Origin of the sequence: Streptomyces glaucescens, assembly GCF_000761215.1 — a bacterium.
Lineage (GTDB): Bacteria > Actinomycetota > Actinomycetes > Streptomycetales > Streptomycetaceae > Streptomyces > Streptomyces glaucescens_B.
Genome location: NZ_CP009438.1, coordinates 4,474,145 through 4,496,775, shown reverse-complemented (window position 1 = coordinate 4,496,775; position 22,631 = coordinate 4,474,145). Strand labels below are relative to the sequence as shown.

Genomic DNA, 22,631 nt, shown 5'->3' with positions numbered 1-22,631 from the left:
CGAGACTCCGTCCCATGGGAGCACTGATGAGCGTCGCACCGAAGGCGTCCACGCCCAGCTGGCCGACCCCGCCGGAAGGCGGCTGGACCGCCGACGACCTGGACCGCCTCCCGAATCTGCCTCCGCACACGGAACTGATCGACGGGAGCCTTGTCTTCGTGAGTCCGCGCACCCTGTTCCACTCACGCGCGGTGAGCTTCTTCGAATGGCAGCTGCAATCGCTGGCGCCGGCGGAGTTCGAAGTCATCCGCGAGTTCACCATCGACCTCGACCGTCAGAACCGCCCCGAGCCGGACGTGGTCGTCGTACGCGAGGAAGTGGTGGAGGACCCCGGTCAGACGCGGTTCCCGGCGGACGCCGTGGTCCTGGCCATCGAGGTCGTCTCCGAGGACTCCGTCTCCCGCGACCGTGAGACCAAGCCGCTGAAGTACGCCCGGGCCGGCATTCCCCACTACTGGCGGGTCGAGGGCGAGCAGGGGCGCGCCGCGGTGCACGTCTTCGAGCTGGAGCCCACCACGGGCGCCTACACCAGCACCGGGATCTTCCGCGAGCGGCTGAAGGTCGACGTTCCGTTCCCCGCGGACCTGGACCTCACCCGGATCAAGGTCCGGCGGGACAAGGTCCAGTAGGACCCGCGCACGCCGCTGCCCGGCACTCCCTGACGGAGGTGCCGGGCAGCCGTCGTCGCGGCAGGCCGGGTCAGCGCACGAAGACCCCCGCCTGCCCCGCCAGGTCCAGGAAGTACTGCGGCGCCACACCGAGCACCAGCGTCACCGCCACGCCCGCCGTGATCGCCGTGATGGTCAGCGGGGACGGCACGGCGACCGTCGGGCCCTCGGGCCGGGGTTCGCTGAAGAACATCAGCACGATCACCCGGATGTAGAAGAACGCCGCGATCGCCGAGGAGATCACACCGACCACCACCAGCGGGGCCGCGCCACCCTCCGCCGCCGCCTTGAACACGGCGAACTTGCCCGCGAACCCGGAGGTGAGCGGGATGCCCGCGAAGGCCAGCAGGAACACCGCGAAGACGGCCGCGACCAGCGGGGACCTGCGTCCCAGCCCGGCCCACTCGGACAGGTGGGTGGCCTCGCCGCCCGCGTCCCTCACCAGGGTGACGACCGCGAACGCGCCGATCGTCACGAACGAGTACGCGGCCAGGTAGAACAGGACGGAGGAGACGCCGTCCGGGGTGGTGGCGATGACACCCGCGAGGATGAACCCGGCGTGCGCGATCGACGAGTACGCCAGCAGCCGCTTGATGTCGGTCTGGGTGATCGCGACGATCGCGCCGCCCAGCATGGTGACGATCGCCACGCCCCACATCACCGGCCGCCAGTCCCAGCGGAGGCCGGGCAGGACGACGTAGAGGATGCGCAGCAGCGCGCCGAACGCGGCCACCTTGGTCGCCGCCGCCATGAAGCCGGTCACCGGGGTCGGGGCGCCCTGGTACACGTCCGGGGTCCACATGTGGAACGGCACGGCACCCACCTTGAACAGCAGGCCCATCACGATCAGCGCGGCGCCGGTGAGCAGCAGCGCGTCGTTGCCCATGGTGTTCGCGAGGGCCGGGGTGACGTCGGTGACGGTGCCGTCGACGACCCGCGCGATCGTGCCGTACGACATGGAGCCCGCGTAGCCGTACAGCAGGGCGATGCCGAACAGGGTGAAGGCGGAGGCGAACGCGCCGAGCAGGAAGTACTTCACCGCGGCCTCCTGCGACATCAGCCGCTTGCGGCGGGCCAGCGCGCACAGCAGGTACAGCGGGAGGGAGAAGACCTCCAGGGCCACGAACAGCGTCAGCAGGTCGTTGGCCGCCGGGAAGAGCAGCATGCCGCTGACCGCGAACAGCAGCAGCGGGAACACCTCGGTGGTGGTGAACCCGGCCTTCACCGCGGCCTTCTCGCTGTCGCTGCCGGGCACCGAGGCGGCCTGCGCGGCGAAGGAGTCGACCCGGTTGCCGTGCGCCGCCGGGTCCAGGCGCCGCTCGGCGAAGGTGAACAGGCTGACCAGTGCGGCCAGCAGAATGGTGCCCTGGAGGAAGAGGGCCGGACCGTCGACCGCGATCGCGCCCATCGCCGCGATCCGCGCCTTGGTGGTGCCGTATCCGTCGGCGGCGAGCGCGACGACCGCGGCGAAGGCGGCGGCGAGACCGACGACGGCGACGAACATCTGCGCGTAGTAGCGGGACCTGCGCGGCACGAACGCCTCGACGAGCACGCCGGCGATCGCGGCGCCGACGATGATCAGCGTGGGCGCGAGCTGCCCGTACTCGATCTTCGGTGCGTCGATCTTCGAGATCGGATCGGCCGCCGTGGCCGCCGTTGTCCACAGGCTGTGGACGGCTGATGCGCTCACTTGGCCGCCTCCACCTCGGGCTGGGGGTCCTTCTTCTGAACGTCCGACATGGTCTGCTCGACCGCCGGGTTGACGATGTCCGTGACCGGCTTCGGGTAGACGCCCAGCACGATCAGCAGCGCGATCAGCGGGGCGACGACCACCAGCTCACGCACCCGGAGATCGGGCATCGCGGAGACCTCCTGCTTCACCGGGCCCGTCATCGTCCGCTGGTAGAGGACGAGGGTGTACAGCGCGGCGAGCACGATGCCGAAGGTGGCGATGACGCCGATCACCGGATAGCGCGCGAAGGTGCCGACCAGGACCAGGAACTCGCTGACGAACGGGGCGAGTCCGGGCAGCGACAGCGTCGCGAGGCCGCCGATCAGGAAGGTGCCGGCGAGCACCGGGGCGACCTTCTGCACACCGCCGTAGTCGGCGATGAGCCGCGAGCCGCGCCGGGAGATCAGGAAGCCGGCCACCAGCATCAGCGCGGCCGTCGAGATCCCGTGGTTGACCATGTAGAGGGTGGCGCCGGACTGGCCCTGGCTGGTCATCGCGAAGATGCCCATGATGATGAAGCCGAAGTGCGAGATCGACGCGTAGGCCACCAGCCGTTTGATGTCGCGCTGGCCGACCGCGAGCAGCGCCCCGTAGATGATGCTGATCAGGGCGAGGACGAGGATCGCGGGCGTCGCCCACGTGCTGGCCTCCGGGAAGAGCTGGAGGCAGAAGCGGAGCATGGCGAAGGTGCCGACCTTGTCGACGACCGCGGTGATGAGGACGGCGACCGGGGCGGTCGACTCCTGCATGGCGTTGGGCAGCCAGGTGTGCAGCGGCCACAGCGGCGCCTTCACCGCGAAGGCGAAGAAGAAGCCGAGGAACAGCCAGCGCTCGGTGTTCGTCGCCATGTCGAGCGTGCCGTTCGCACGGGCCTCGGCGATCTGGGTGAGCGAGAAGTTCCCGGCGACCACGTACAGCCCGATCACCGCGGCCAGCATGATGAGACCGCCGGCCAGGTTGTAGAGCAGGAACTTCACCGCCGCGTACGACCGCTGGGTGGCCGCCACCTTCTCGCCGTGCTCGTGGGCCCGGTCCCCGAAGCCGCCGATGAGGAAGTACATCGGGATCAGCATGGCTTCGAAGAAGATGTAGAAGAGGAAGACGTCGGTGGCCTCGAAGGAGAGGATCACCATCGCCTCGACGGCCAGGATCAGCGCGAAGAAGCCCTGGGTGGGCCGCCACCGCTTGCTGCCGGTCTCCAGGGGGTCGGCGTCGTGCCAGCCCGCCAGGATGACGAACGGGATCAGCAGGGCGGTCAGTGCGATCAGCGCCACCGCGATGCCGTCCACGCCCAGTTCGTAGCGGACTCCGAAGTCCGCGATCCAGGAGTGGGACTCGGTGAGCTGGTAGCGGTCGCCGTCCGGGTCGAAGCGGACCACGACGGCGATCGCGAGGGCGAGGGTGGCGAGCGAGACCAGCAGCGCCAGCCACTTGGCGGCGGTGCGCCGCGCGGCCGGGACGGCGGCCGTGGCGACCGCCCCGAGCGCCGGGAGTACCGCCGTCGCTGTCAGCAGGGGAAAGGACATCGGTATCAGACCGCCCTCATCAGCAGGGTCGCGGCGACCAGGACCGCCGCACCGCCGAACATCGAGACCGCGTACGACCGCGCGAAGCCGTTCTGCAGGCGGCGCAGCCGTCCGGAGAGGCCGCCGACGGAGGCCGCCGTGCCGTTGACGACTCCGTCGACCAGGGTGTGGTCGACGTACACCAGGGACCGGGTCAGGTGCTCGCCGCCGCGGACCAGGACGACATGGTTGAAGTCGTCCTGGAGCAGGTCGCGGCGGGCGGCCCGGGTGAGCAGGGATCCGCGCGGGGCGACGGCCGGGACGGGACGGCGGCCGTACTGCGCCCAGGCGATCGCGACGCCGATGACCATGCAGGCCACCGTCGCGGCGGTGACCGTGGCCGCGCTGACCGGCGGGTGCCCGTGCGCGTGCCCGGTGACGGGCTCCAGCCAGTGGACGAACCGGTCGCCGATGCTGAAGAACGCGCCGCCCGCGACCGAGCCGACGGCCAGCAGGATCATCGGGACCGTCATGACCTTGGGCGACTCGTGCGGGTGCGGCTCGGCGTGGGCGCCGCGGGTCTCGGCGGCGGGCTCCACGTCCGGCTCGGCCGGGGACGGCGTCGGCGCGTTGCGCCAGCGCTCCTCGCCGAAGAAGGTCATCAGCATCACGCGCGTCATGTAGTACGCCGTGATGGCGGCGCCGAGCAGGGCGCAGCCGCCGAGGATCCAGCCCTCGGTGCCGCCCTTGGCGAACGCCGCCTCGATGATCTTGTCCTTGGAGAAGAAGCCGGACAGGCCGGGGAAGCCGATGATCGCGAGGTAGCCGAGGCCGAAGGTGACGAAGGTGACGGGCATGTACTTGCGCAGGCCGCCGTAGCGGCGCATGTCGACCTCGTCGTTCATGCCGTGCATCACCGAGCCGGCGCCGAGGAACAGCCCGGCCTTGAAGAAGCCGTGCGTCACCAGGTGCATGATCGCGAAGACGTAGCCGATCGGGCCGAGGCCGGCGGCCAGCACCATGTAGCCGATCTGCGACATGGTCGAGCCGGCCAGCGCCTTCTTGATGTCGTCCTTCGCGCAACCGACGATCGCACCGAACAGCAGCGTGACCGCGCCGACGATGGTGACGACGAGCTGGGCGTCGGGCGCCGCGTTGAAGATGGCGCCGGAGCGGACGATCAGGTAGACGCCCGCGGTGACCATGGTCGCGGCGTGGATGAGGGCGGAGACCGGGGTCGGGCCCTCCATCGCGTCCCCGAGCCAGGACTGGAGCGGCACCTGCGCGGACTTGCCGCAGGCGGCGAGCAGCAGCATCAGCCCGATGCCGGTGAGGGTGCCCTCGGAGGTCTCGCCCACGCCGGCCGCCACCGGCCCGAAGGCGAAGGTGCCGAACGTGGTGAACATCAGCATGATCGCGATCGACAGGCCGACGTCGCCGACCCGGTTGACCAGGAAGGCCTTCTTCGCGGCCGTGGCGGCGCTGGGCTTGTGCTGCCAGAAGCCGATCAGCAGGTAGGAGGCGAGACCGACGCCCTCCCAGCCGACGTACAGCAGCAGGTAGTTGTCGGCGAGGACGAGCAGCAGCATCGCCGCGAGGAACAGGTTCAGGTAGCCGAAGAAGCGGCGGCGCCGCTCGTCGTGCTCCATGTACCCGATCGAGTACAGGTGGATCAGGGAGCCGACGCCGGTGATCAGCAGGACGAACGTCATCGACAGCTGGTCGAGCCGGAAGGCGACGTCCGCCTGGAAGCCCTCGACCGGGATCCAGCTGAACAGGTGCGAGGTGAGCGTACGGTGTTCGGCGTCCTTGCCCAGCAGGTCGGCGAAGAGCACCGCGCCGAGGGCGAAGGAGACGAACGCCAGCACGGTGCCGATCCAGTGGCCGGCGGCGTCCAGCCGCCGGCCGCCGCACAGCAGGACGGCCGCTCCGAGCAGGGGCGCCGCGATCAGCAGCGCAATCAGGTTCTCCACTTCAGCGACCCCTTAGAGCTTCATCAGGCTGGCGTCGTCGACCGAGGCCGAGTGGCGGGCGCGGAACAGCGACACGATGATCGCGAGCCCGACGACGACCTCCGCGGCGGCGACGACCATCGTGAAGAAGGCGATGATCTGGCCGTCGAGGTTGCCGTGCATCCGGGAGAACGCGACGAACGCGAGGTTGCAGGCGTTGAGCATCAGCTCCACGCACATGAACAGCACGATCGCGTTGCGCCGGATCAGCACGCCGGTGGCGCCGATCGCGAACAACAGGGCCGCGAGGTACAGGTAGTTCACGGGGTTCACTTCGACGCCTCCTCGGTCCGCTTGAAGAGCGCCGGTTCGCGCCCGGTCCGCTCCAGGCGCTCCTCGGCACGCTGTTCCAGCGCCCGCAGGTCGTTCAGCGCCTGCGCCGAGACGTCCCTGATCTGGCCGCGCTCGCGCAGCGTCTTGTTGACCGTCAGCTCCGACGGGGTGCCGTCGGGCAGCAGGCCGGCGATGTCCACCGCGTTGTGCCGGGCGTAGACGCCCGGGGCGGGCAGCGGCGGGAGGTGCTTGCCCTCGCGGACGCGCTGCTCGGCGAGTTCCCGCTGGGTCCTGGCGCGCTCGGTGCGCTCGCGGTGGGTGAGCACCATGGCGCCGACGGCGGCCGTGATCAGCAGGGCGCCGGTGAGTTCGAAGGCGAAGACGTACTTGGTGAAGATGAGGGCCGCCAGGCCCTCCACGTTGCCGCCCGCGTTGGCCGTGCCGAGACCGCCCCACTCCGTCAGGGAGGCGTTGCCGATGCCGCCGACCAGCAGGACGCCGAAGCCGAGGCCGCACAGCAGGGCCAGCCAGCGCTGCCCCTTGATGGTCTCCTTCAGGGAGTCCGCCGCGGTGACGCCGACGAGCATGACCACGAACAGGAACAGCATCATGATCGCGCCGGTGTAGACGACGATCTGCACGATGCCCAGGAAGTAGGCCCCGTTGGCGAGGTAGAACACCGCGAGGACGATCATCGTTCCGGCCAGGCAGAGCGCGCTGTGCACGGCCTTCTTCATGAAGACGGTGCACAGGGCGCCGATCACCGCGACCGTGCCGAGGATCCAGAACTGGACGGCCTCTCCCGTGGAGGTGGAGTAGGCGGCGAGCTGCGCGGTCATCGGCCGATCACCTCCTCCGACGCCGGTTCGGTGCCGCCGAAGGTGGAGTCGGCCTCCTGGACCACCTCGCCCTTGGAGTGGGCGACCTGGCGCTCGGTGCCGGGGGCGGCCTCCGTCACCAGGCCCCGGTAGTAGTCCTGCTCGTCCATCCCCGGGTAGATGGCGTGCGGGGTGTCGACCATGCCCTCGTCGAGGCCGGCCAGCAGCTGTTCCTTGGTGTAGATGAGGTTGGCGCGGCTGGAGTCGGCCAGCTCGAACTCGTTGGTCATGGTCAGCGCGCGCGTGGGGCACGCCTCGATGCACAGGCCGCACAGGATGCAGCGGGCGTAGTTGATCTGGTACACCCGGCCGTAGCGCTCGCCCGGCGAGTAGCGCTCCTCGTCGGTGTTGTCGGCGCCCTCGACGTAGATGGCGTCGGCGGGGCAGGCCCAGGCGCACAGCTCGCAGCCGACGCACTTCTCCAGGCCGTCCGGATGGCGGTTGAGCTGGTGCCGTCCGTGGAAGCGGGGAGCGGTGGTCTTCTTCTGCTCCGGGTACTGCTCGGTGAGCCGCTTCTTGAACATGGCCTTGAAGGTCACGCCGAAGCCGGCCACGGGGTTCTGGAAACCGGGCGACGCGGGCCCGGCCTCCTTCGGCTCCTCAGCCATCGGACGCCTCCTTTCCATCCAGCGATCCGTCACTGTGAGTATCGGGCCCGCCACTGACAATCAGCTCCCGCTCGCGGCGCGAGCGGCGCCGCGGCACCGGCGGCAGTTCCTGTCCCGGCATCGGCGGCACGGGGAATCCGCCCGCCATCGGGTCGAACGCAGCCGGTTCGGCGGGGGCCTCCCGCTCCTTGCCGCGGTCGCGGAGGAAGTCGGCGACGAAGGAGAGCAGGAGCAGGGCGATCACCCCGCCGCCCACGTACAGGGCGATGTCGGCGAAGTCGTAGTTCTCGTTCCGCAGCGTCCGCACGGTGGCGACGAGCATCAGCCAGACCACGGAGACGGGGATGAGGACCTTCCAGCCGAGCTTCATCAGCTGGTCGTAGCGGACGCGCGGAAGGGTGCCGCGCAGCCAGATGAAGAAGAACAGCAGCAGCTGCACCTTGACGGTGAACCAGAGCATCGGCCACCAGCCGTGGTTCGCGCCCTCCCAGAAGGTGCTGACCGGCCACGGGGCCCGCCAGCCGCCCAGGAAGAGCGTCACCGACACGGCCGAGACCGTCACCATGTTCACGTACTCGGCGAGCATGAACATCGCGAACTTGATCGACGAGTACTCGGTGTTGAAGCCGCCGACCAGGTCGCCCTCGGACTCCGGCATGTCGAAGGGGGCGCGGTTGGTCTCGCCGACCATCGTGACGATGTAGATGATGAAGGAGACCGGCAGCAGGATGACGTACCAGCGGTCCGCCTGGGCCTCGACGATCGCCGAGGTCGACATCGACCCGGAGTAGAGGAACACCGAGGCGAAGGCGGCGCCCATCGCGATCTCGTACGAGATCATCTGCGCGCACGAGCGCAGGCCCCCGAGCAGCGGGTACGTCGATCCGGAGCTCCAGCCCGCCAGCACGATGCCGTAGATGCCGACCGAGGCGACCGCGAGGATGTACAGCATCGCGATCGGCAGGTCGGTGAGCTGCATCGTGGTGCGCTGGCCGAAGATCGAGATCTCGTTGCCGGCCGGGCCGAAGGGGATCACCGCGATCGCCATGAACGCCGGGATGGCCGCGACGATCGGGGCGAGGACGTAGACCACCTTGTCCGCGCGCTTGACGACGACGTCTTCCTTCAGCATCAGCTTGATGCCGTCGGCGAGCGACTGGAGCATGCCCCACGGGCCGTGCCGGTTGGGGCCGATGCGCAGCTGCATCCAGGCGACGACCTTGCGCTCCCAGACGATGGAGAACAGCACGGTCACCATCAGGAAGGCGAAGCAGAACACCGCCTTGATCACGACCAGCCACCACGGGTCGTGGCCGAACATCGAGAGGTCTTCAGCGGCGAGGTACGGGCTCATGCCTCCACCTCCTTGGGGGCCTCGGCCGTGAGCGTGGCCGGGCCGATGCGGACGAGGGAGCCGGGCAGCGCCCCGGTCTCGGAGGCGACGCCGCCACCGGTGGAGTTCAGCGGCAGCCACACCACGCGGTCGGGCATCTCGGTGATCTCCAGCGGCAGTGCGACGGTTCCGGCGGGACCGGTCACCGCGAGCGCGTCGCCCTCCTTGACGCCGGCCTCGGCGGCCGTCGCGGCCGACAGGCGCGCGTGCGCGGCGTGCCGGGTGCCGGCCAGGGCCTCGTCGCCCTCCTGGAGGACGCCCTGGTCGAGCAGCAGCCGGTGTCCGGCGAGCACCGCCTCCCCGGCGGCGGGGCGGGGCAGCGGGGCCGCCGTCTCCAGCGGCCCGGTGGCGCGCGGGCCGTCCCAGGCGCCGAGCCGGTCCAGCTCCGCGCGCACGGTCCGCAGGTCCGGCAGGCCCAGGTGGACGTCCATGGCGTCGGCGAGCATGTGCAGCACGCGCGCGTCGGCGGGCGCGAGGCGCCGGGTCATCTGGTCGGGCTTGAGCGCGGCCTCGAAGAGGCGCACCCGGCCCTCCCAGTTGAGGAAGGTGCCCGCCTTCTCGGCGACCGCGGCGACCGGCAGCACGACGTCCGCGTGTGCGGTGACCTCGCTGGGCCGCAGTTCGAGCGAGACCAGGAAGCCGACCTCGGCGAGCGCCTCACGCGCGCGTGCCGGGTCCGGCAGGTCCGCGACCTCGACCCCGGCGACGACCAGCGCCCGCAGCTCGCCGCCGGCGGCGGCCTCGATGATCTGGCCGGTGTCCCGGCCGTAGCGGTGCGGGAGTTCGGCCAGCCCCCAGACGGCGGCGACCTCCTCCCGCGCGCGGGGGTCGGTGGCCGGGCGCCCGCCCGGCAGCAGCGACGGCAGCGCACCGGCCTCGACGGCCCCGCGCTCCCCCGCCCGCCGCGGGATCCACACGAGCCGCGCGCCGGTCGCCGTGGCGGCCCGGACGGCGGCGGTGAGGCCCCCGGCGACGGCGGCGAGCCGCTCGCCGACGACGATCACCGCGCCGTCGGCGCGCAGCGCCTCGGCGGCCGCGGCCCCGTCGCCCTCCAGGCCGACCTGGCTCGCGAGCGCGTCCAGCCACTCGGTCTCGGTGCCGGGCGCGGCCGGCAGCAGCGTGCCGCCCGCCTTCGTCAGGCCCCGGGTGGCGTGGGTGGCCAGCGCGAACACCCGCTGCCCGTGCTTGCGCCAGGCCTTGCGCAGCCGCAGGAAGACGCCGGGCGCCTCCTCCTCGGACTCGAAACCGGCCAGCAGCACCGCCGGGGCCTGCTCCAGGGCGGAGTAGGTGACGCCGGTGCCGTCCAGGTCGCGGCCGCGGCCGGCGATCCGCGCGGCGAGGAAGTCGGCCTCCTCGGCGCTGTGCACGCGCGCGCGGAAGTCGATGTCGTTGGTGCCGAGCGCCACGCGCGCGAACTTGCTGTACGCGTAGGCGTCCTCGACGGTGAGCCGGCCGCCGGTCAGGACCCCGGTCCGGCCGCGCGCGGCGAGCAGTCCCCGCGCCGCGGCCTCCAGGGCCTGTGGCCAGGAGGCGGGCTCCAGGACTCCTTCGGCGTTCCTGACCAGCGGGGTCTCCAGCCGGTCCCGCTGCTGCGCGTACCGGAACGCGAAGCGGCCCTTGTCGCAGATCCACTCCTCGTTGACCTCGGGGTCGAAGGCGGCCAGCCGCCGCATGACCTTGCCGCGCCGGTGGTCGGTGCGGGTGGCGCAGCCGCCCGAGCAGTGCTCGCACACCGACGGCGAGGAGACCAGGTCGAAGGGGCGGGAGCGGAACCGGTACGCCGCCGAGGTGAGCGCGCCGACCGGGCAGATCTGGATGGTGTTGCCGGAGAAGTACGACTCGAACGGGTCGCCCTCGCCGGTGCCGACCTGCTGGAGCGCGCCCCGCTCGATCAGCTCGATCATCGGGTCGCCCGCGACCTGGTTGGAGAACCGGGTGCAGCGCGCGCACAGCACGCACCGCTCGCGGTCGAGCAGCACCTGCGCGGAGATCGGCACGGGCTTCTCGTAGGTGCGCTTCCTGCCCTCGAAGCGGGACTCGGCGTTGCCGTGCGACATCGCCTGGTTCTGCAGCGGGCACTCGCCGCCCTTGTCGCAGACGGGGCAGTCCAGCGGGTGGTTGATGAGCAGCAGCTCCATCACACCGCGCTGGGCCTTCTCGGCGACCGGTGAGGTCAGTTGAGTCTTCACGACCATTCCGTCCGTACACGTGATCGTGCAGGACGCCATGGGCTTGCGCTGGCCCTCGACCTCGACGATGCACTGGCGGCAGGCGCCGGCCGGGTCGAGGAGGGGGTGGTCGCAGAAGCGCGGGATCTCGATGCCGAGCTGCTCGGCGGCGCGGATGACCAGGGTGCCCTTGGGCACGCTGATCTCGACGCCGTCGATGGTCAGCGTCACGAGGTCCTCCGGGGGGACCGCCGCCTCTCCTCCTCCGGAGGGAGCGCTGGTGGTCACGGTCATGCGTTCACCTCCGTGCGGTGATCGGCCCAGGCCGTCGACTTGGCCGGGTCGAAGGGGCAGCCGCGGCCCGTGACGTGCTGCTCGTACTCCTCGCGGAAGTACTTCAGCGAGGAGAAGATCGGCGAGGCGGCACCGTCGCCGAGGGCGCAGAAGGACTTGCCGTTGATGTTGTCGGCGATGTCGGCCAGCTTGTCGAGGTCGCTCATCGCGCCCTTGCCGGCCTCGATGTCCCGCAGCAGCTGCACCAGCCAGTAGGTGCCCTCGCGGCAGGGGGTGCACTTGCCGCAGGACTCGTGGGCGTAGAACTCGGTCCAGCGGGTGACGGCGCGCACCACGCACGTCGTCTCGTCGAAGCACTGCAGGGCCTTGGTGCCGAGCATGGAGCCGGCGGCGCCGACGCCCTCGTAGTCGAGCGGGACGTCGAGGTGCTCCTCGGTGAACATCGGCGTGGAGGAGCCGCCCGGCGTCCAGAACTTCAGCCGGTGCCCGGGCCGCATGCCGCCGCTCATGTCGAGGAGCTGGCGCAGGGTGATGCCGAGCGGGGCCTCGTACTGGCCGGGGCTGGCGACGTGGCCGCTGAGCGAGTAGAGCGTGAAGCCCGGGGACTTCTCGCTGCCCATCGACCTGAACCAGTCCTTGCCGTTCTTCATGATGGCGGGAACCGACGCGATCGACTCGACGTTGTTCACGACAGTGGGGCACGCGTAGAGGCCCGCGACGGCGGGGAAGGGGGGACGCAGCCGCGGCTGGCCACGGCGGCCTTCGAGCGAGTCCAGGAGCGCGGTCTCCTCACCGCAGATGTACGCGCCGGCGCCGGCGTGCACGGTGAGTTCCAGGTCGAGTCCGCTGCCCAGGATGTTCTCGCCGAGGTAGCCCGCCGCGTAGGCCTCGCGCACGGCCTCGTGCAGCCGCCGCAGGACGGGGACGACTTCGCCCCGCAGGTAGATGAAGGCGTGCGACGACCTGATGGCGTAGCAGGCGATGACGATGCCCTCGATGAGGCTGTGCGGGTTCGCGAAGAGGAGCGGGATGTCCTTGCAGGTCCCCGGCTCCGATTCGTCGGCGTTGACCACCAGGTAGTGCGGCTTGCCGTCTCCCTGGGGGATGAACTGCCATTTCATCCCGGTCGGGAACCCCGCGCCGCCGCGCCCGCGCAGACCGGACTCCTTGACGTACGCGATCACGTCGTCCGGTGACATGGCGAGCGCCTTGCGGAGCCCCTCGTACCCCTCGTGCCTCCGGTAGACGTCCAGGGACCAGGACCGGTCCTCGTCCCAGAAGGCCGACAGCACGGGTGCGAGCAGCTTCTCGGGGCTGGAGTCTTTCAGCTCGGCTGCCAAGGTCATCACTCCCCCTCCTCGGCGGTGGGCCCTGCCGGGTGGGCAGAGTCGGATGCCGATGTGTCCTGCGGCGCGTCGTGCGAGCTGAGGTGCTGTGCGGGCGACGGCTCGTGGTCCGTGGCCTGCGGCTCCTCGTGCGGTCCGCCCTCGCGCGGGTGGACCACGCGCGCGGGTGCGGTCTCTCCCCTGGCCAGGCGCAGACCCACCAGCGACGCCGGGCCCGCGCTGCCGCTCGCCTCGACGGCGCCCTCGCGCTCGTCGGGGAAGCCCGCCAGGATCCGGGCGGTCTCCTTGAAGGTGCACAGCGGCGCCCCGCGGGTGGGCGAGACGGGGGTGCCCGCACGGAGGTCGTCGACCAGGCGCCGGGCGCTGTCCGGGGTCTGGTTGTCGAAGAACTCCCAGTTGACCATCACGACCGGCGCGTAGTCGCAGGCCGCGTTGCACTCGATGTGCTCCAGGGTGACCTTGCCGTCGCCGGTGGTCTCGCCGTTGCCGACGCCCAGGTGCTCCTGGAGCGCCTCGAAGATGGCGTCGCCGCCCATCACCGCGCACAGCGTGTTGGTGCAGACGCCGACCTGGTAGTCGCCGGAGGGCTTGCGCCGGTACATGGTGTAGAAGGTGGCGACCGCGGTGACCTCGGCGGTGGTCAGGCCGAGCGTCTCCGCGCAGAACCGCATGCCGGTGCGGGTGACGTGGCCCTCCTCCGACTGCACGAGGTGCAGCAGCGGCAGCAGGGCGGAACGGGAGTCCGGGTAGCGGGCGATGACCTCGCGGGCGTCCCGCTCGAGCCGGGCCCGAACGTCGTCCGGGTAGTCGGGCGCGGGCAGCTCGGGCATGCCCAGGCTGACGCCTCGCTCCGCCCGCTCCGAGGATGAGGTGGTCACCGGTCGACGCCTCCCATCACGGGGTCGATGGACGCGACGGCGACGATGACGTCGGCGACCTGGCCGCCTTCGCACATCGCCGCCATGGCCTGCAGGTTGGTGAAGGACGGGTCGCGGAAGTGGACCCGGTAGGGGCGGGTGCCGCCGTCGGAGACGGCGTGCACGCCCAGTTCGCCCTTGGGCGACTCGACGGCCGCGTACGCCTGTCCCGGCGGGACCCGGAAGCCCTCGGTGACCAGCTTGAAGTGGTGGATCAGGGCCTCCATGGAGGTGCCCATGATCTTCTTGATGTGGTCGAGGGAGTTGCCCAGGCCGTCCGGGCCGAGCGCGAGCTGGGCGGGCCAGGCGATCTTCTTGTCGGCGACCATGACCGGGCCGGGCTGGAGCCGGTCCAGGCACTGCTCGATGATCCGCAGCGACTGGCGCATCTCCTCGAGGCGGATCAGGAAGCGGCCGTAGGCGTCGCAGCTGTCGGCGGTCGGGACGTCGAAGTCGTACGTCTCGTAGCCGCAGTAGGGCTGTGCCTTGCGCAGGTCGTGCGGCAGGCCGGTGGAGCGCAGGATCGGGCCGGTGGCGCCGAGGGCCATGCAGCCGGCCAGGTCGAGGTAGCCGATGTCCTGCATGCGGGCCTTGAAGATGGGGTTCCCGGTGGCGAGCTTGTCGTACTCCGGGAGGTTCCTCTTCATCTTCTTCACGAACTCGCGGATCTGGTCCACCGCGCCGGGCGGCAGGTCCTGGGCGAGTCCGCCGGGGCGGATGTACGCGTGGTTCATCCGCAGGCCGGTGACCAGCTCGTAGATGTCCAGGATCATCTCGCGGTCCCGGAACCCGTAGATCATGATGGTGGTGGCGCCGAGTTCCATGCCGCCGGTGGCGATGCACACCAGGTGGGAGGAGAGCCGGTTCAGCTCCATCAGGAGCACCCGGATGATCGTGGCGCGGTCGGTGATCTGGTCCTCGATGCCGAGCAGCTTCTCGACGGCGAGACAGTAGGCGGTCTCGTTGAAGAAGGACGTCAGGTAGTCCATGCGCGTCACGAACGTGGTGCCCTGCGTCCAGGTCCGGTACTCGAGGTTCTTCTCGATGCCGGTGTGGAGGTAGCCGATGCCGCAGCGGGCCTCGGTGACCGTCTCGCCCTCGATCTCCAGGATCAGGCGGAGCACCCCGTGGGTGGAGGGGTGCTGCGGGCCCATGTTGACGACGATGCGCTCGTCGTCGGCCTTGGCCGCGGACTGGACGATCTCGTCCCAGTCGCCGCCGGTGACCGTGTAGACGGTGCCCTCGGTGGTCTCCCTGGGGGAGGCGTGGGAAGTGCTCACGAGTACGACCTCCGCTGGTCCGGAGCCGGGATCTGGGCGCCCTTGTACTCGACGGGGATGCCGCCGAGGGGGTAGTCCTTGCGCTGCGGGTGGCCCTGCCAGTCGTCCGGCATCATGATCCGCGTCAGGGCCGGGTGACCGTCGAAGACGATCCCGAAGAAGTCGTACGTCTCGCGCTCGTGCCAGTCGTTGGTCGGGTAGACGTCGACCAGGGACGGCACGTGCGGGTCGGTGTCCGGGGCGCTGACCTCCAGGCGGATCAGCCGGTTGTGGGTGATCGAGCGCAGGTGGTAGACGGCGTGCAGCTCGCGGCCCTTGTCGTTCGGGTAGTGGACGCCGCTGACGCCGGTGCACAGCTCGAAGCGCAGGGCCGGGTCGTCGCGCAGGGTGCGGGCGACGCGGACCAGGTGCTCGCGCTCGATGTGGAAGGTCAGCTCGTCGCGGTCGACGACCGTCTTCTCGATGGCGTTCTCCGGGAGCAGGCCCTGCTCCTCCAGGGCGCCCTCCAGTTCGTCGGCGACCTCGTCGAACCATCCGCCGTAGGGGCGGCTCGCCGGTCCGGGGAGCCGGACGGAGCGGACCAGGCCGCCGTACCCGGAGGTGTCGCCGCCGTTGTTCGCGCCGAACATGCCGCGCTGGACGCGGATCTCCTCGCCGCCCTGGCCGCGCCGGCCGGGGAGGTTGGAGGCGCTGAGGTCCTGCTCGGGGTTGGGCCGGTCCGGCCCGTGCGCACCGTGGGTGCCGTTGGCGTCGCTCACCGCAGCAGCCCCTTCATCTCGATCGTCGGCAGGGCCTTGAGCGCCGCTTCCTCCGCCTCCCGGGCCGCCTCCTCGGCGTTCACGCCGAGCTTGGAGCCCTGGATCTTCTGGTGGAGCTTGAGGATGGCGTCCATCAGCATCTCGGGCCGCGGCGGGCAGCCGGGGAGGTAGATGTCGACGGGGACGATGTGGTCGACGCCCTGGACGATGGCGTAGTTGTTGAACATGCCGCCGGAGGAGGCGCACACGCCCATGGAGATCACCCATTTGGGGTTGGGCATCTGGTCGTAGACCTGCCGCAGCACCGGGGCCATCTTCTGGCTGACCCGCCCGGCGACGATCATGAGGTCGGCCTGGCGCGGGGAGCCGCGGAAGACCTCCATGCCGAAGCGCGCCAGGTCGTAGCGCCCGGCACCGGTGGTCATCATCTCGATGGCACAGCAGGCGAGGCCGAAGGTGGCGGGGAAGACCGACGCCTTGCGCACCCACCCGGCGGCCTGCTCGACGGTGGTCAGCAGGAAGCCGCTCGGCAGCTTTTCTTCGAGTCCCATGACGTAAGGCCCCTCAGTCCCATTCCAGGCCGCCGCGCCGCCACACGTAGGCGTAGGCGACGAAGACGGTGAGCACGAAGAGCAGCATCTCCACGAGCCCGAAGACCCCCAGGGCGTCGAAGGTGACGGCCCAGGGGTAGAGGAAGACGATCTCGATGTCGAAGACGATGAAGAGCATCGCCGTCAGGTAGTACTTGATGGGGAAGCGCCCGCCGCCGGCCGGCGTGGGGGTCGGCTCGATACCGCACTCGTAGGCTTCGAGCTTGGCGCGGTTGTACCGCTTCGGACCGATCAGCGTGGCCATGACCACGGAGAAGATCGCAAAGCCTGCCCCGAGGGCTCCCAGTACGAGGATGGGCGCATACGCGTTCACCGCTCCTCGCTCCTCTCAGTCGGCACTGACTGCTGGCGGTTTTGCATCGGGCCCCACCCGCCCCACCGGCCTCCTCAACCCCGTTGGTGACGGCGAAGATCGAGAACATGTGAAGCAGGTCACAAGCCCAACTGCCTCGCATCTTATGCCTGCCGCTCTGTGATCTGCGACACGGGGTATTGCACAAGCTTTGTGATCTCCACCACCTGACGAAGGATCATGAAGTCGTATGAGCGGTGATCTTCGTACGCGAAGCGTCTGAGTGATCACTACTGGTGACATTTCCGCTCGTCGCCGCAGGTCGAAGGGGGCGTCTCCATATCAAGAGAGTTCTCGCGCATGCAAATTGGCGCCGAAGTCGATCTCTTGATAACGGCCGCCGTTCACACCTCGGAAGGAGGTTCGGGGGCCGGTGTGGACGTGTGCGCGCGTTCACGAACTCTCCGGCCGCCGGGACGCGCGCCAGACGCACCCGCCGCCGCGACCGTTCCGTGACCTCCGCCACATTCGCGAGAGGGCCCCGAGAACCGGGCTTGGCCAACCATCCCAACCGGTGGTAGGCGGCGGGCAATTCGGGCGTAACGACGAAAGCCCATGATCACAGGCTTGAGGGGGTGGGTCCGCTATGTCCGTTACGGCGTCAATAAGGAGGCCGGTGGCGGCGTTTCGGGGGCCGGATTGAACAACTGTGGCGCAGCCCACGTTTCTTGAAGGTATGGAGGATGCCCTGATACCGGTTGTTCCCATGTCCCACACCGCTCACATACGCAGCCACCGGAAGCCCCGCCGCAGCGCGTCGAAGATCGCGATGCGGGCCGGAGTTGCCGGTGGCATCCTCAGCACCGTGGCAGTCGCCGGTGCGTCGGGTCCGGCGAACGCCGCCGAACCGGTGACCCAGACGCTCGAACTGCCCACCCTGACGGCCGACCTGGCCGCCCAGGTCGCCGAGTCCGCGGACGCCACCGAGCTGGCCGCCGCGAACTACGAGCTGCAGGCCGAGCGTGACGCGGCCGCCGCCCAGGCCGCCAAGGAGGCCAAGGCCGACCTCGCCGTGGCGAAGAAGAAGGCCGAGGCCAAGAAGAAGGCCGAGGAGGCCGCGCGCAAGGCCGCCGCGGAGCGCGCCGCACGCGACGCCGAGCGGGTCACGCTCGCCGCGTCCGCCGACGTCTCCGCGCCCTCCGCCGACGTCTCCGCCCCGTCCGTCTCCGCGCCCGCCGGCGGCAGCGTCGCGACGGTCATCGCCTTCCTCAAGGCCCAGCTGGGCGACGCCTACGTCATGGGCGCCACCGGCCCCAACGCCTGGGACTGCTCCAGCCTCGTCCAGGCCGCGTTCCGTGAGGTCGGTGTGGACCTGCCGCGCGTGTCGCAGGACCAGTCGATGATGGGCACCGAGGTCTCCCTGTCCAGCATCCAGCCCGGCGACATCCTGTACTGGGGCGGCAAGGGCTCCGCGTACCACGTGGGCGTGTACATCGGGGGCGGCCAGTACCTGGACGCCGCGAACCCCTCCAAGGGCGTCGTCATCCAGGACCTCTCCGGCTACCCGGCGTCGGGAGCGGTGCGCGTCCTCTGACCCTCGCTCGACACCGTGGAAGGGCCGCAGCCGCTCGGGGGCAGCGGCCCTTCCGGCGTATCCCGGCCCCGGGGGACACGGCCCCCCGGCGGCCGGCGTCCCCGTGAGGTGAGCGGATCGCCGCAGGGCGCCGTCGCCCCGGCCCCGGTCACGGTGATCGCCCGACCCGTCCCACCGCGCGGGGTCACGTGGATCGTCACGGTTTCGTCGTCGGCCGCCACCCGCGCACCCGAACCTGGACACGGCGTCCTGCGCGCGTTCCCCGCGGCGCGTCGGACGGCGTCGGAGCACCCCCGGGGCGGCAGCCGGGCACGGCACTCGCGCACACCGTGGGGCCGCCCGCGGCGTCCGCCGCCTGCCCGGCCCGGCGCGGTGACGCGCCGACGTCCGCCTTCCTGTTCCGCGGCCTCGCCGCGCCTGCACTCCCCGCCCGCCGGCCTCCGGGGCCCCGGACCGTGCCGGGCCGCCCGCGCCCGCCAGGCCCGCGCCATGACGGCGTCAATTCGGTTGCTGGACCGCGAGGCCGGCGCTAGCGTGCCCCGCGTGACGAACCCCGAGTCCGACAGAGCGGAGCCGCCGGTCGCCCGGCGGCGGGCCGCAGGCTGATCCTCGTACGGCTCCCCGAGCCGCCCCCGCCTTCGGCGGCCGGACACGCGCTCCGCGTGCCCCGGTCGGTTCTTCCCCCTCCAGCGCGCGGATGCCCCTGCCCGCATCTCACGCCGGAGTCGACTCCTTGCCTGTGTTCCTCCATGTCCTGGGTCTCGCCGTCTTCGCCCAGGGGACTTCCGAGTTCATGCTGTCCGGGCTCGTGCCCGGCATCGCCCGTGATCTGTCCGTGCCGGTGGCCGCCGCCGCGAGCCTGACGTCGGCGTACGCGGCCGGGATGGTCGCCGGCGCCCCGCTGATGGCCGCCTGGAGCGCGCGGTGGCCGCGCCGCCGGGCGCTGGCGGGGTTCCTCGCGGCGTTCGTCGTCGTGCACGTGGCCGGCGCGGTCACCCACGACTTCGCGGTGCTGTTCGCCACCCGGATCGTCGCCGCGGTCGTCAACGCCGGTTTCCTCGCCGTCGCCCTGTCCGTGGCGACCTCGCTCGTCACCCCGGAGAAGCAGGCGCGGGCGATGGCCGTCCTGCTGTCCGGGATCACGCTGGCGTGCGTCGTCGGGGTGCCCGCGGGCGCGCTGCTCGGGGAGCGGGCGGGCTGGCGCGCGGCGTTCTGGGCGGTGGCCGCGCTGTGCCTGCCCGCGCTGGCGCTGGTGCACCGCTCGGCGCCCGCCGATCCGGCCGGCCGCGCGCGGGTCCGCGTCCGCCGTGAGATCGGGGTGCTGCGGGCCCGCCCGGTGCGTTCGGCGCTGGCGCTCGCGGCCGTCGTCAACGGGGCGACGTTCGCGACCTTCGCCTGTCTGGCCGTCGTCGCCACGGACACCGCGCGGCTGCCCGAGGCGGCGGTGCCCGGGCTGCTCGCGGCGTTCGGGGTGGGCGCGTTCGCCGGGGTGGCCGTCACCGGCCGCACGGGCGGCGGGGTCGACGGCGCCGGGCGGCCGCGGCGCGGCCTGGTGCTCGCGGCGGCGGCACTGCCTGCGGGATGGGCGGCGCTCGCCCTGGCCGGGACCGCCGCCGTGCCGTTGTTCGCGCTGGCGACGGTGCAGGGCGCGCTGTCCTTCGGGGTCGGTACGGCGGTGGTGAACCGGGTGCTGCGGGTCGCCTCCGACGCGCCCGCGCTGGGCGGCTCGTTCGCCACGGCCGCACTCAACACGGGCGCCGTCGCCGGGCCCCTGCTGGCCGGGGCGGCCACCGCGGCGACCGGCGACCAGCGCGCCGCCGCCTGGATCAGCGCCGCCCTCGCCGCGGCCGGGCTCGCGCTGACCGCGGCGGCCCGGCGCACGGCGAGCGCCGGGCCGCCGCGGGGGTGATCAGGCCTTCGGCGCCACCTTCGTCAGTCCGTTGATGATGCGGTCCATCGCGTCGCCGCCCGTCGGGTCGGTGAGGTTGGCGAGCAGCTTGAGGGTGAACTTCATCAGCATCGGGTGGGTGAGGCCGCGCTGTGCGGCGATCTTCATGACCTTCGGGTTGCCGATGAGCTTCACGAAGGCGCGGCCGAGGGTGTAGTAGCCGCCGTAGGTGTCCTTCAGGACGCGCGGGTAGCGCTGGAGGGCGGCCTCCCGCTGGGCGGGCGTGGTCCGTGCGTGCGCCTGCACGATGACGTCGGCGGCGAGCTGCCCGGACTCCATGGCGTAGGCGATGCCTTCGCCGTTGAACGGGTTGACCAGGCCGCCGGCGTCGCCGACCAGCAACAGGCCCTTGGTGTAGTGCGGCTGGCGGTTGAAGGCCATCGGCAGGGCGGCGCCGCGGATCGGGCCGGTCATGTTCTCGGGGGTGTAGCCCCAGTCCTCGGGCATGGACGCGCACCACGCCTTCAGCACCTCGCGCCAGTCCAGCTCCTTGAAGGAGTCGGAGGTGTTCAGGACGCCGAGGCCGACGTTGGACGTGCCGTCGCCCATGCCGAAGATCCAGCCGTAGCCGGGCAGCAGCCGGTCCTCGCCGGGACCGCGGCGGTCCCACAGCTCCAGCCAGGACTCCAGGTAGTCGTCCTCGTGGCGCGGGGAGGTGAAGTAGGTGCGGACGGCGACGCCCATCGGGCGGTCCTCGCGGCGGTGCAGGCCCATCGCCAGGGAGAGGCGGGTGGAGTTGCCGTCGGCGGCGACGACGAGCGGCGCGTGGAAGGAGACCTCCCGCTTCTCCTCGCCCAGCTTGGCGGTGACACCGGTGATGCGGCCGGTGCGGTCGTCGACGATCGGGCCGGAGACGTTGCAGCGCTCGTGGAGCCGCGCGCCCGCCTTCTGCGCCTGCCGGGCGAGCTGCTCGTCGAAGTCGTCGCGCTTGCGGACCAGCCCGTAGTCCGGGAAGGAGGCGAGATCCGGCCAGTCCAGCTGGAGCCGGACGCCGCCGCCGATGATGCGCAGGCCCTTGTTGCGCAGCCAGCCGGCCTCTTCGGAGATGTCGATGCCCATGGCGACGAGCTGTTTGACCGCGCGCGGGGTGAGCCCGTCGCCGCACACCTTCTCGCGCGGGAACTCGGTCTTCTCCAGCAGCAGGACGTCGAGCCCGGCCTTGGCGAGGTGGTAGGCGGTGGTGGAGCCGGCGGGCCCCGCGCCCACGACGATGACGTCGGCGGTGTTGTCGGAGAGGAGGGGCTCGGTCACGGCGGGATCTCCCCAAGTTCGAAATCAGCGTGCCGACCGGCACTGGACACGGGCAGTCTATTCAGCAGAATCGATCACCCGGCTGAAGGGCTGCTCCGTGAACAGAACGCTCCCCGTGGTACGGCTGCGTGTCCCCACCGACGAGGACGCCGTCGCCTGGCACCGGGTCTTCGACCACCCGGACGTGATGGAGTTCCACGGCGGCCGGTCCGCCGAGCTGTCGGTCTACGAGGAGCTGACGGCCCGTCAGCGCAAGCACGACGCCGAACTGGGCTTCTGCCTGTGGACGATGCTGGACGAGGAGGACCGGGTCATCGGCTTCACGGGGGCCCAGCCCTGGCCGGGCGAGTGGGGTCCGGCCGGGGAGATCGAGATCGGCTGGCGGCTGGGCCGGGAGCACTGGGGCCGGGGCTATGTGACGGCGGCGGCCCGGCAGACGCTGGAGCGGGTGCGGGCGGCGGGCGTACCGAGCGTGGTGGCGATGGTGAACGCCCGCAACACCCGCTCGATCGCGGTGACGCGGCGGCTGGGGATGCGCCTCGCGGAGACCTTCACGACGCCCGAGTCGAAGCAGCAGGGGCACTGCTACCGGCTGGAGTTGTGACGCTTCGTCATCCTCGGCTACGGAACGCCACCTGAAGCTTCCGGACGGCACCCCGGGCGGCTACTCTTCCCCGTACCGCTGGGGGTGACAACTGTGCCCATTCCACCCAATACACCCGAGGTACGCGTGCCGCGGCTCGTCGGCCTCATGGCCGTGGACGCACGCGAGACGGCCCGGGCGCACGGAGTGCTGCTCGCCGCGCCCGACCGGCCCGACTTCTCCCGCACGGTGGCCGACCACGTCGTACGGCAGTACCCGCCGCCCGGGGCGGGGGTTCCGCGCGGAGCCGTCGTCACCGTCTGGTTCGACGCCGGCGAGGGCGGCGGAGGCTCGGGCGTGCGCGAGCCGCGCCGGCCCGATGTGCCGCACGGCGGGATGCGCCGGGAGCCGGCCGCCGAGGAGGAACCCCGGGTGATGAGCCTGCTCGGCCTGGGGTGACGGCCGTGCCGGGGCCGTGGGCGACGGCCCCGCGCGGCCGGGGCCGACGGGTCTCGCTCGG

Annotated in this window: 20 protein-coding genes; 5 read left to right on the top strand and 15 right to left on the bottom strand. The window is 71.2% G+C overall.

The features are described from left to right. Window positions 1-26: 26 nt before the first annotated feature. Window positions 27-629, top strand: a complete 603-nt coding sequence (locus SGLAU_RS19490) for a Uma2 family endonuclease (RefSeq protein WP_043506817.1) — start codon at window positions 27-29, stop codon at window positions 627-629. Window positions 630-699: 70 nt separating this feature from the next. On the opposite strand, the gene nuoN is transcribed toward SGLAU_RS19490, so the two are convergent. Genes nuoN through SGLAU_RS19420 form a run of 14 tightly spaced genes read right to left on the bottom strand, consistent with a single transcriptional unit; the run spans window position 700 to window position 16,756 of the window. Further along, complete coding sequence (nuoN, locus tag SGLAU_RS19485) at window positions 700-2,358, bottom strand: NADH-quinone oxidoreductase subunit NuoN (protein ID WP_043503205.1); 1,659 nt, start codon at window positions 2,356-2,358, stop codon at window positions 700-702. After that, window positions 2,355-3,926: an NADH-quinone oxidoreductase subunit M gene (locus SGLAU_RS19480; protein WP_043503204.1), complete on the bottom strand. Its 1,572-nt coding sequence runs from the start codon at window positions 3,924-3,926 to the stop codon at window positions 2,355-2,357. The genes nuoN and SGLAU_RS19480 overlap by 4 nt, the downstream gene beginning before the upstream one ends. Window positions 3,927-3,931: 5 nt before the next feature. Then, the gene (gene nuoL, locus SGLAU_RS19475; RefSeq protein WP_043503203.1) at window positions 3,932-5,878 is read right to left on the bottom strand and encodes an NADH-quinone oxidoreductase subunit L; all 1,947 of its coding nucleotides are present in this window, start codon (window positions 5,876-5,878) and stop codon (window positions 3,932-3,934) included. A gap of 12 nt (window positions 5,879-5,890) precedes the next feature. Continuing rightward, entirely contained in the window at window positions 5,891-6,190 is a 300-nt protein-coding gene (gene nuoK, locus SGLAU_RS19470; RefSeq protein WP_043503202.1) for an NADH-quinone oxidoreductase subunit NuoK, read from the bottom strand. Beyond that, window positions 6,187-7,029 carry an NADH-quinone oxidoreductase subunit J gene (locus SGLAU_RS19465; RefSeq protein ID WP_043503201.1) on the bottom strand — a complete coding sequence of 281 codons (843 nt, stop codon included), beginning with the start codon at window positions 7,027-7,029 and terminating at the stop codon, window positions 6,187-6,189. The genes nuoK and SGLAU_RS19465 overlap by 4 nt, the downstream gene beginning before the upstream one ends. Next, entirely contained in the window at window positions 7,026-7,676 is a 651-nt protein-coding gene (gene nuoI / locus SGLAU_RS19460) for an NADH-quinone oxidoreductase subunit NuoI (protein ID WP_043503199.1), read from the bottom strand. Before nuoI ends, SGLAU_RS19465 begins: the two co-directional genes overlap by 4 nt. Further along, the gene (gene nuoH, locus SGLAU_RS19455; RefSeq protein ID WP_043503197.1) at window positions 7,669-9,030 is read right to left on the bottom strand and encodes an NADH-quinone oxidoreductase subunit NuoH; all 1,362 of its coding nucleotides are present in this window, start codon (window positions 9,028-9,030) and stop codon (window positions 7,669-7,671) included. Before nuoH ends, nuoI begins: the two co-directional genes overlap by 8 nt. Continuing rightward, the gene (locus SGLAU_RS19450; protein ID WP_043503196.1) at window positions 9,027-11,531 is read right to left on the bottom strand and encodes an NADH-quinone oxidoreductase subunit G; all 2,505 of its coding nucleotides are present in this window, start codon (window positions 11,529-11,531) and stop codon (window positions 9,027-9,029) included. The genes nuoH and SGLAU_RS19450 overlap by 4 nt, the downstream gene beginning before the upstream one ends. Further along, window positions 11,528-12,880, bottom strand: a complete 1,353-nt coding sequence (gene nuoF / locus SGLAU_RS19445; RefSeq protein ID WP_208868925.1) for an NADH-quinone oxidoreductase subunit NuoF — start codon at window positions 12,878-12,880, stop codon at window positions 11,528-11,530. Before nuoF ends, SGLAU_RS19450 begins: the two co-directional genes overlap by 4 nt. Further along, a complete protein-coding gene (gene nuoE / locus SGLAU_RS19440) occupies window positions 12,877-13,755 on the bottom strand; it encodes an NADH-quinone oxidoreductase subunit NuoE (RefSeq protein ID WP_043503193.1) in 879 nt (292 codons plus the stop codon). The genes nuoF and nuoE overlap by 4 nt, the downstream gene beginning before the upstream one ends. Then, window positions 13,752-15,074, bottom strand: a complete 1,323-nt coding sequence (locus SGLAU_RS19435) for an NADH-quinone oxidoreductase subunit D (RefSeq protein ID WP_043503192.1) — start codon at window positions 15,072-15,074, stop codon at window positions 13,752-13,754. Before SGLAU_RS19435 ends, nuoE begins: the two co-directional genes overlap by 4 nt. After that, window positions 15,071-15,832 carry an NADH-quinone oxidoreductase subunit C gene (locus SGLAU_RS19430; RefSeq protein ID WP_043503191.1) on the bottom strand — a complete coding sequence of 254 codons (762 nt, stop codon included), beginning with the start codon at window positions 15,830-15,832 and terminating at the stop codon, window positions 15,071-15,073. Before SGLAU_RS19430 ends, SGLAU_RS19435 begins: the two co-directional genes overlap by 4 nt. After that, complete coding sequence (locus SGLAU_RS19425) at window positions 15,829-16,383, bottom strand: NuoB/complex I 20 kDa subunit family protein (protein WP_030494814.1); 555 nt, start codon at window positions 16,381-16,383, stop codon at window positions 15,829-15,831. Before SGLAU_RS19425 ends, SGLAU_RS19430 begins: the two co-directional genes overlap by 4 nt. Before the next feature lie 13 nt (window positions 16,384-16,396). Beyond that, complete coding sequence (locus SGLAU_RS19420) at window positions 16,397-16,756, bottom strand: NADH-quinone oxidoreductase subunit A (protein WP_007383963.1); 360 nt, start codon at window positions 16,754-16,756, stop codon at window positions 16,397-16,399. 715 nt (window positions 16,757-17,471) lie between these two features. Between SGLAU_RS19420 and SGLAU_RS19415 the strand changes: the two genes are divergently transcribed. Together SGLAU_RS19415 and SGLAU_RS19410 are read left to right on the top strand one after the other, a co-directional pair. Continuing rightward, window positions 17,472-18,329: a C40 family peptidase gene (locus tag SGLAU_RS19415; RefSeq protein WP_043503187.1), complete on the top strand. Its 858-nt coding sequence runs from the start codon at window positions 17,472-17,474 to the stop codon at window positions 18,327-18,329. A gap of 733 nt (window positions 18,330-19,062) precedes the next feature. Further along, window positions 19,063-20,238, top strand: coding sequence for a Cmx/CmrA family chloramphenicol efflux MFS transporter (locus SGLAU_RS19410; protein WP_043503184.1), 1,176 nt, complete (start codon window positions 19,063-19,065; stop codon window positions 20,236-20,238). On the opposite strand, the gene SGLAU_RS19405 is transcribed toward SGLAU_RS19410, so the two are convergent. Continuing rightward, window positions 20,239-21,528: a geranylgeranyl reductase family protein gene (locus SGLAU_RS19405; protein ID WP_043503182.1), complete on the bottom strand. Its 1,290-nt coding sequence runs from the start codon at window positions 21,526-21,528 to the stop codon at window positions 20,239-20,241. 97 nt (window positions 21,529-21,625) lie between these two features. Here SGLAU_RS19405 and SGLAU_RS19400 point away from each other — a divergent pair, with 97 nt between their 5' ends. Next, window positions 21,626-22,132, top strand: a complete 507-nt coding sequence (locus SGLAU_RS19400) for a GNAT family N-acetyltransferase (protein WP_043503180.1) — start codon at window positions 21,626-21,628, stop codon at window positions 22,130-22,132. Between the two features lie 84 nt (window positions 22,133-22,216). Further along, complete coding sequence (locus SGLAU_RS19395) at window positions 22,217-22,570, top strand: PASTA domain-containing protein (protein ID WP_043503179.1); 354 nt, start codon at window positions 22,217-22,219, stop codon at window positions 22,568-22,570. The last annotated feature ends 61 nt before the right edge of the window (window positions 22,571-22,631 follow it).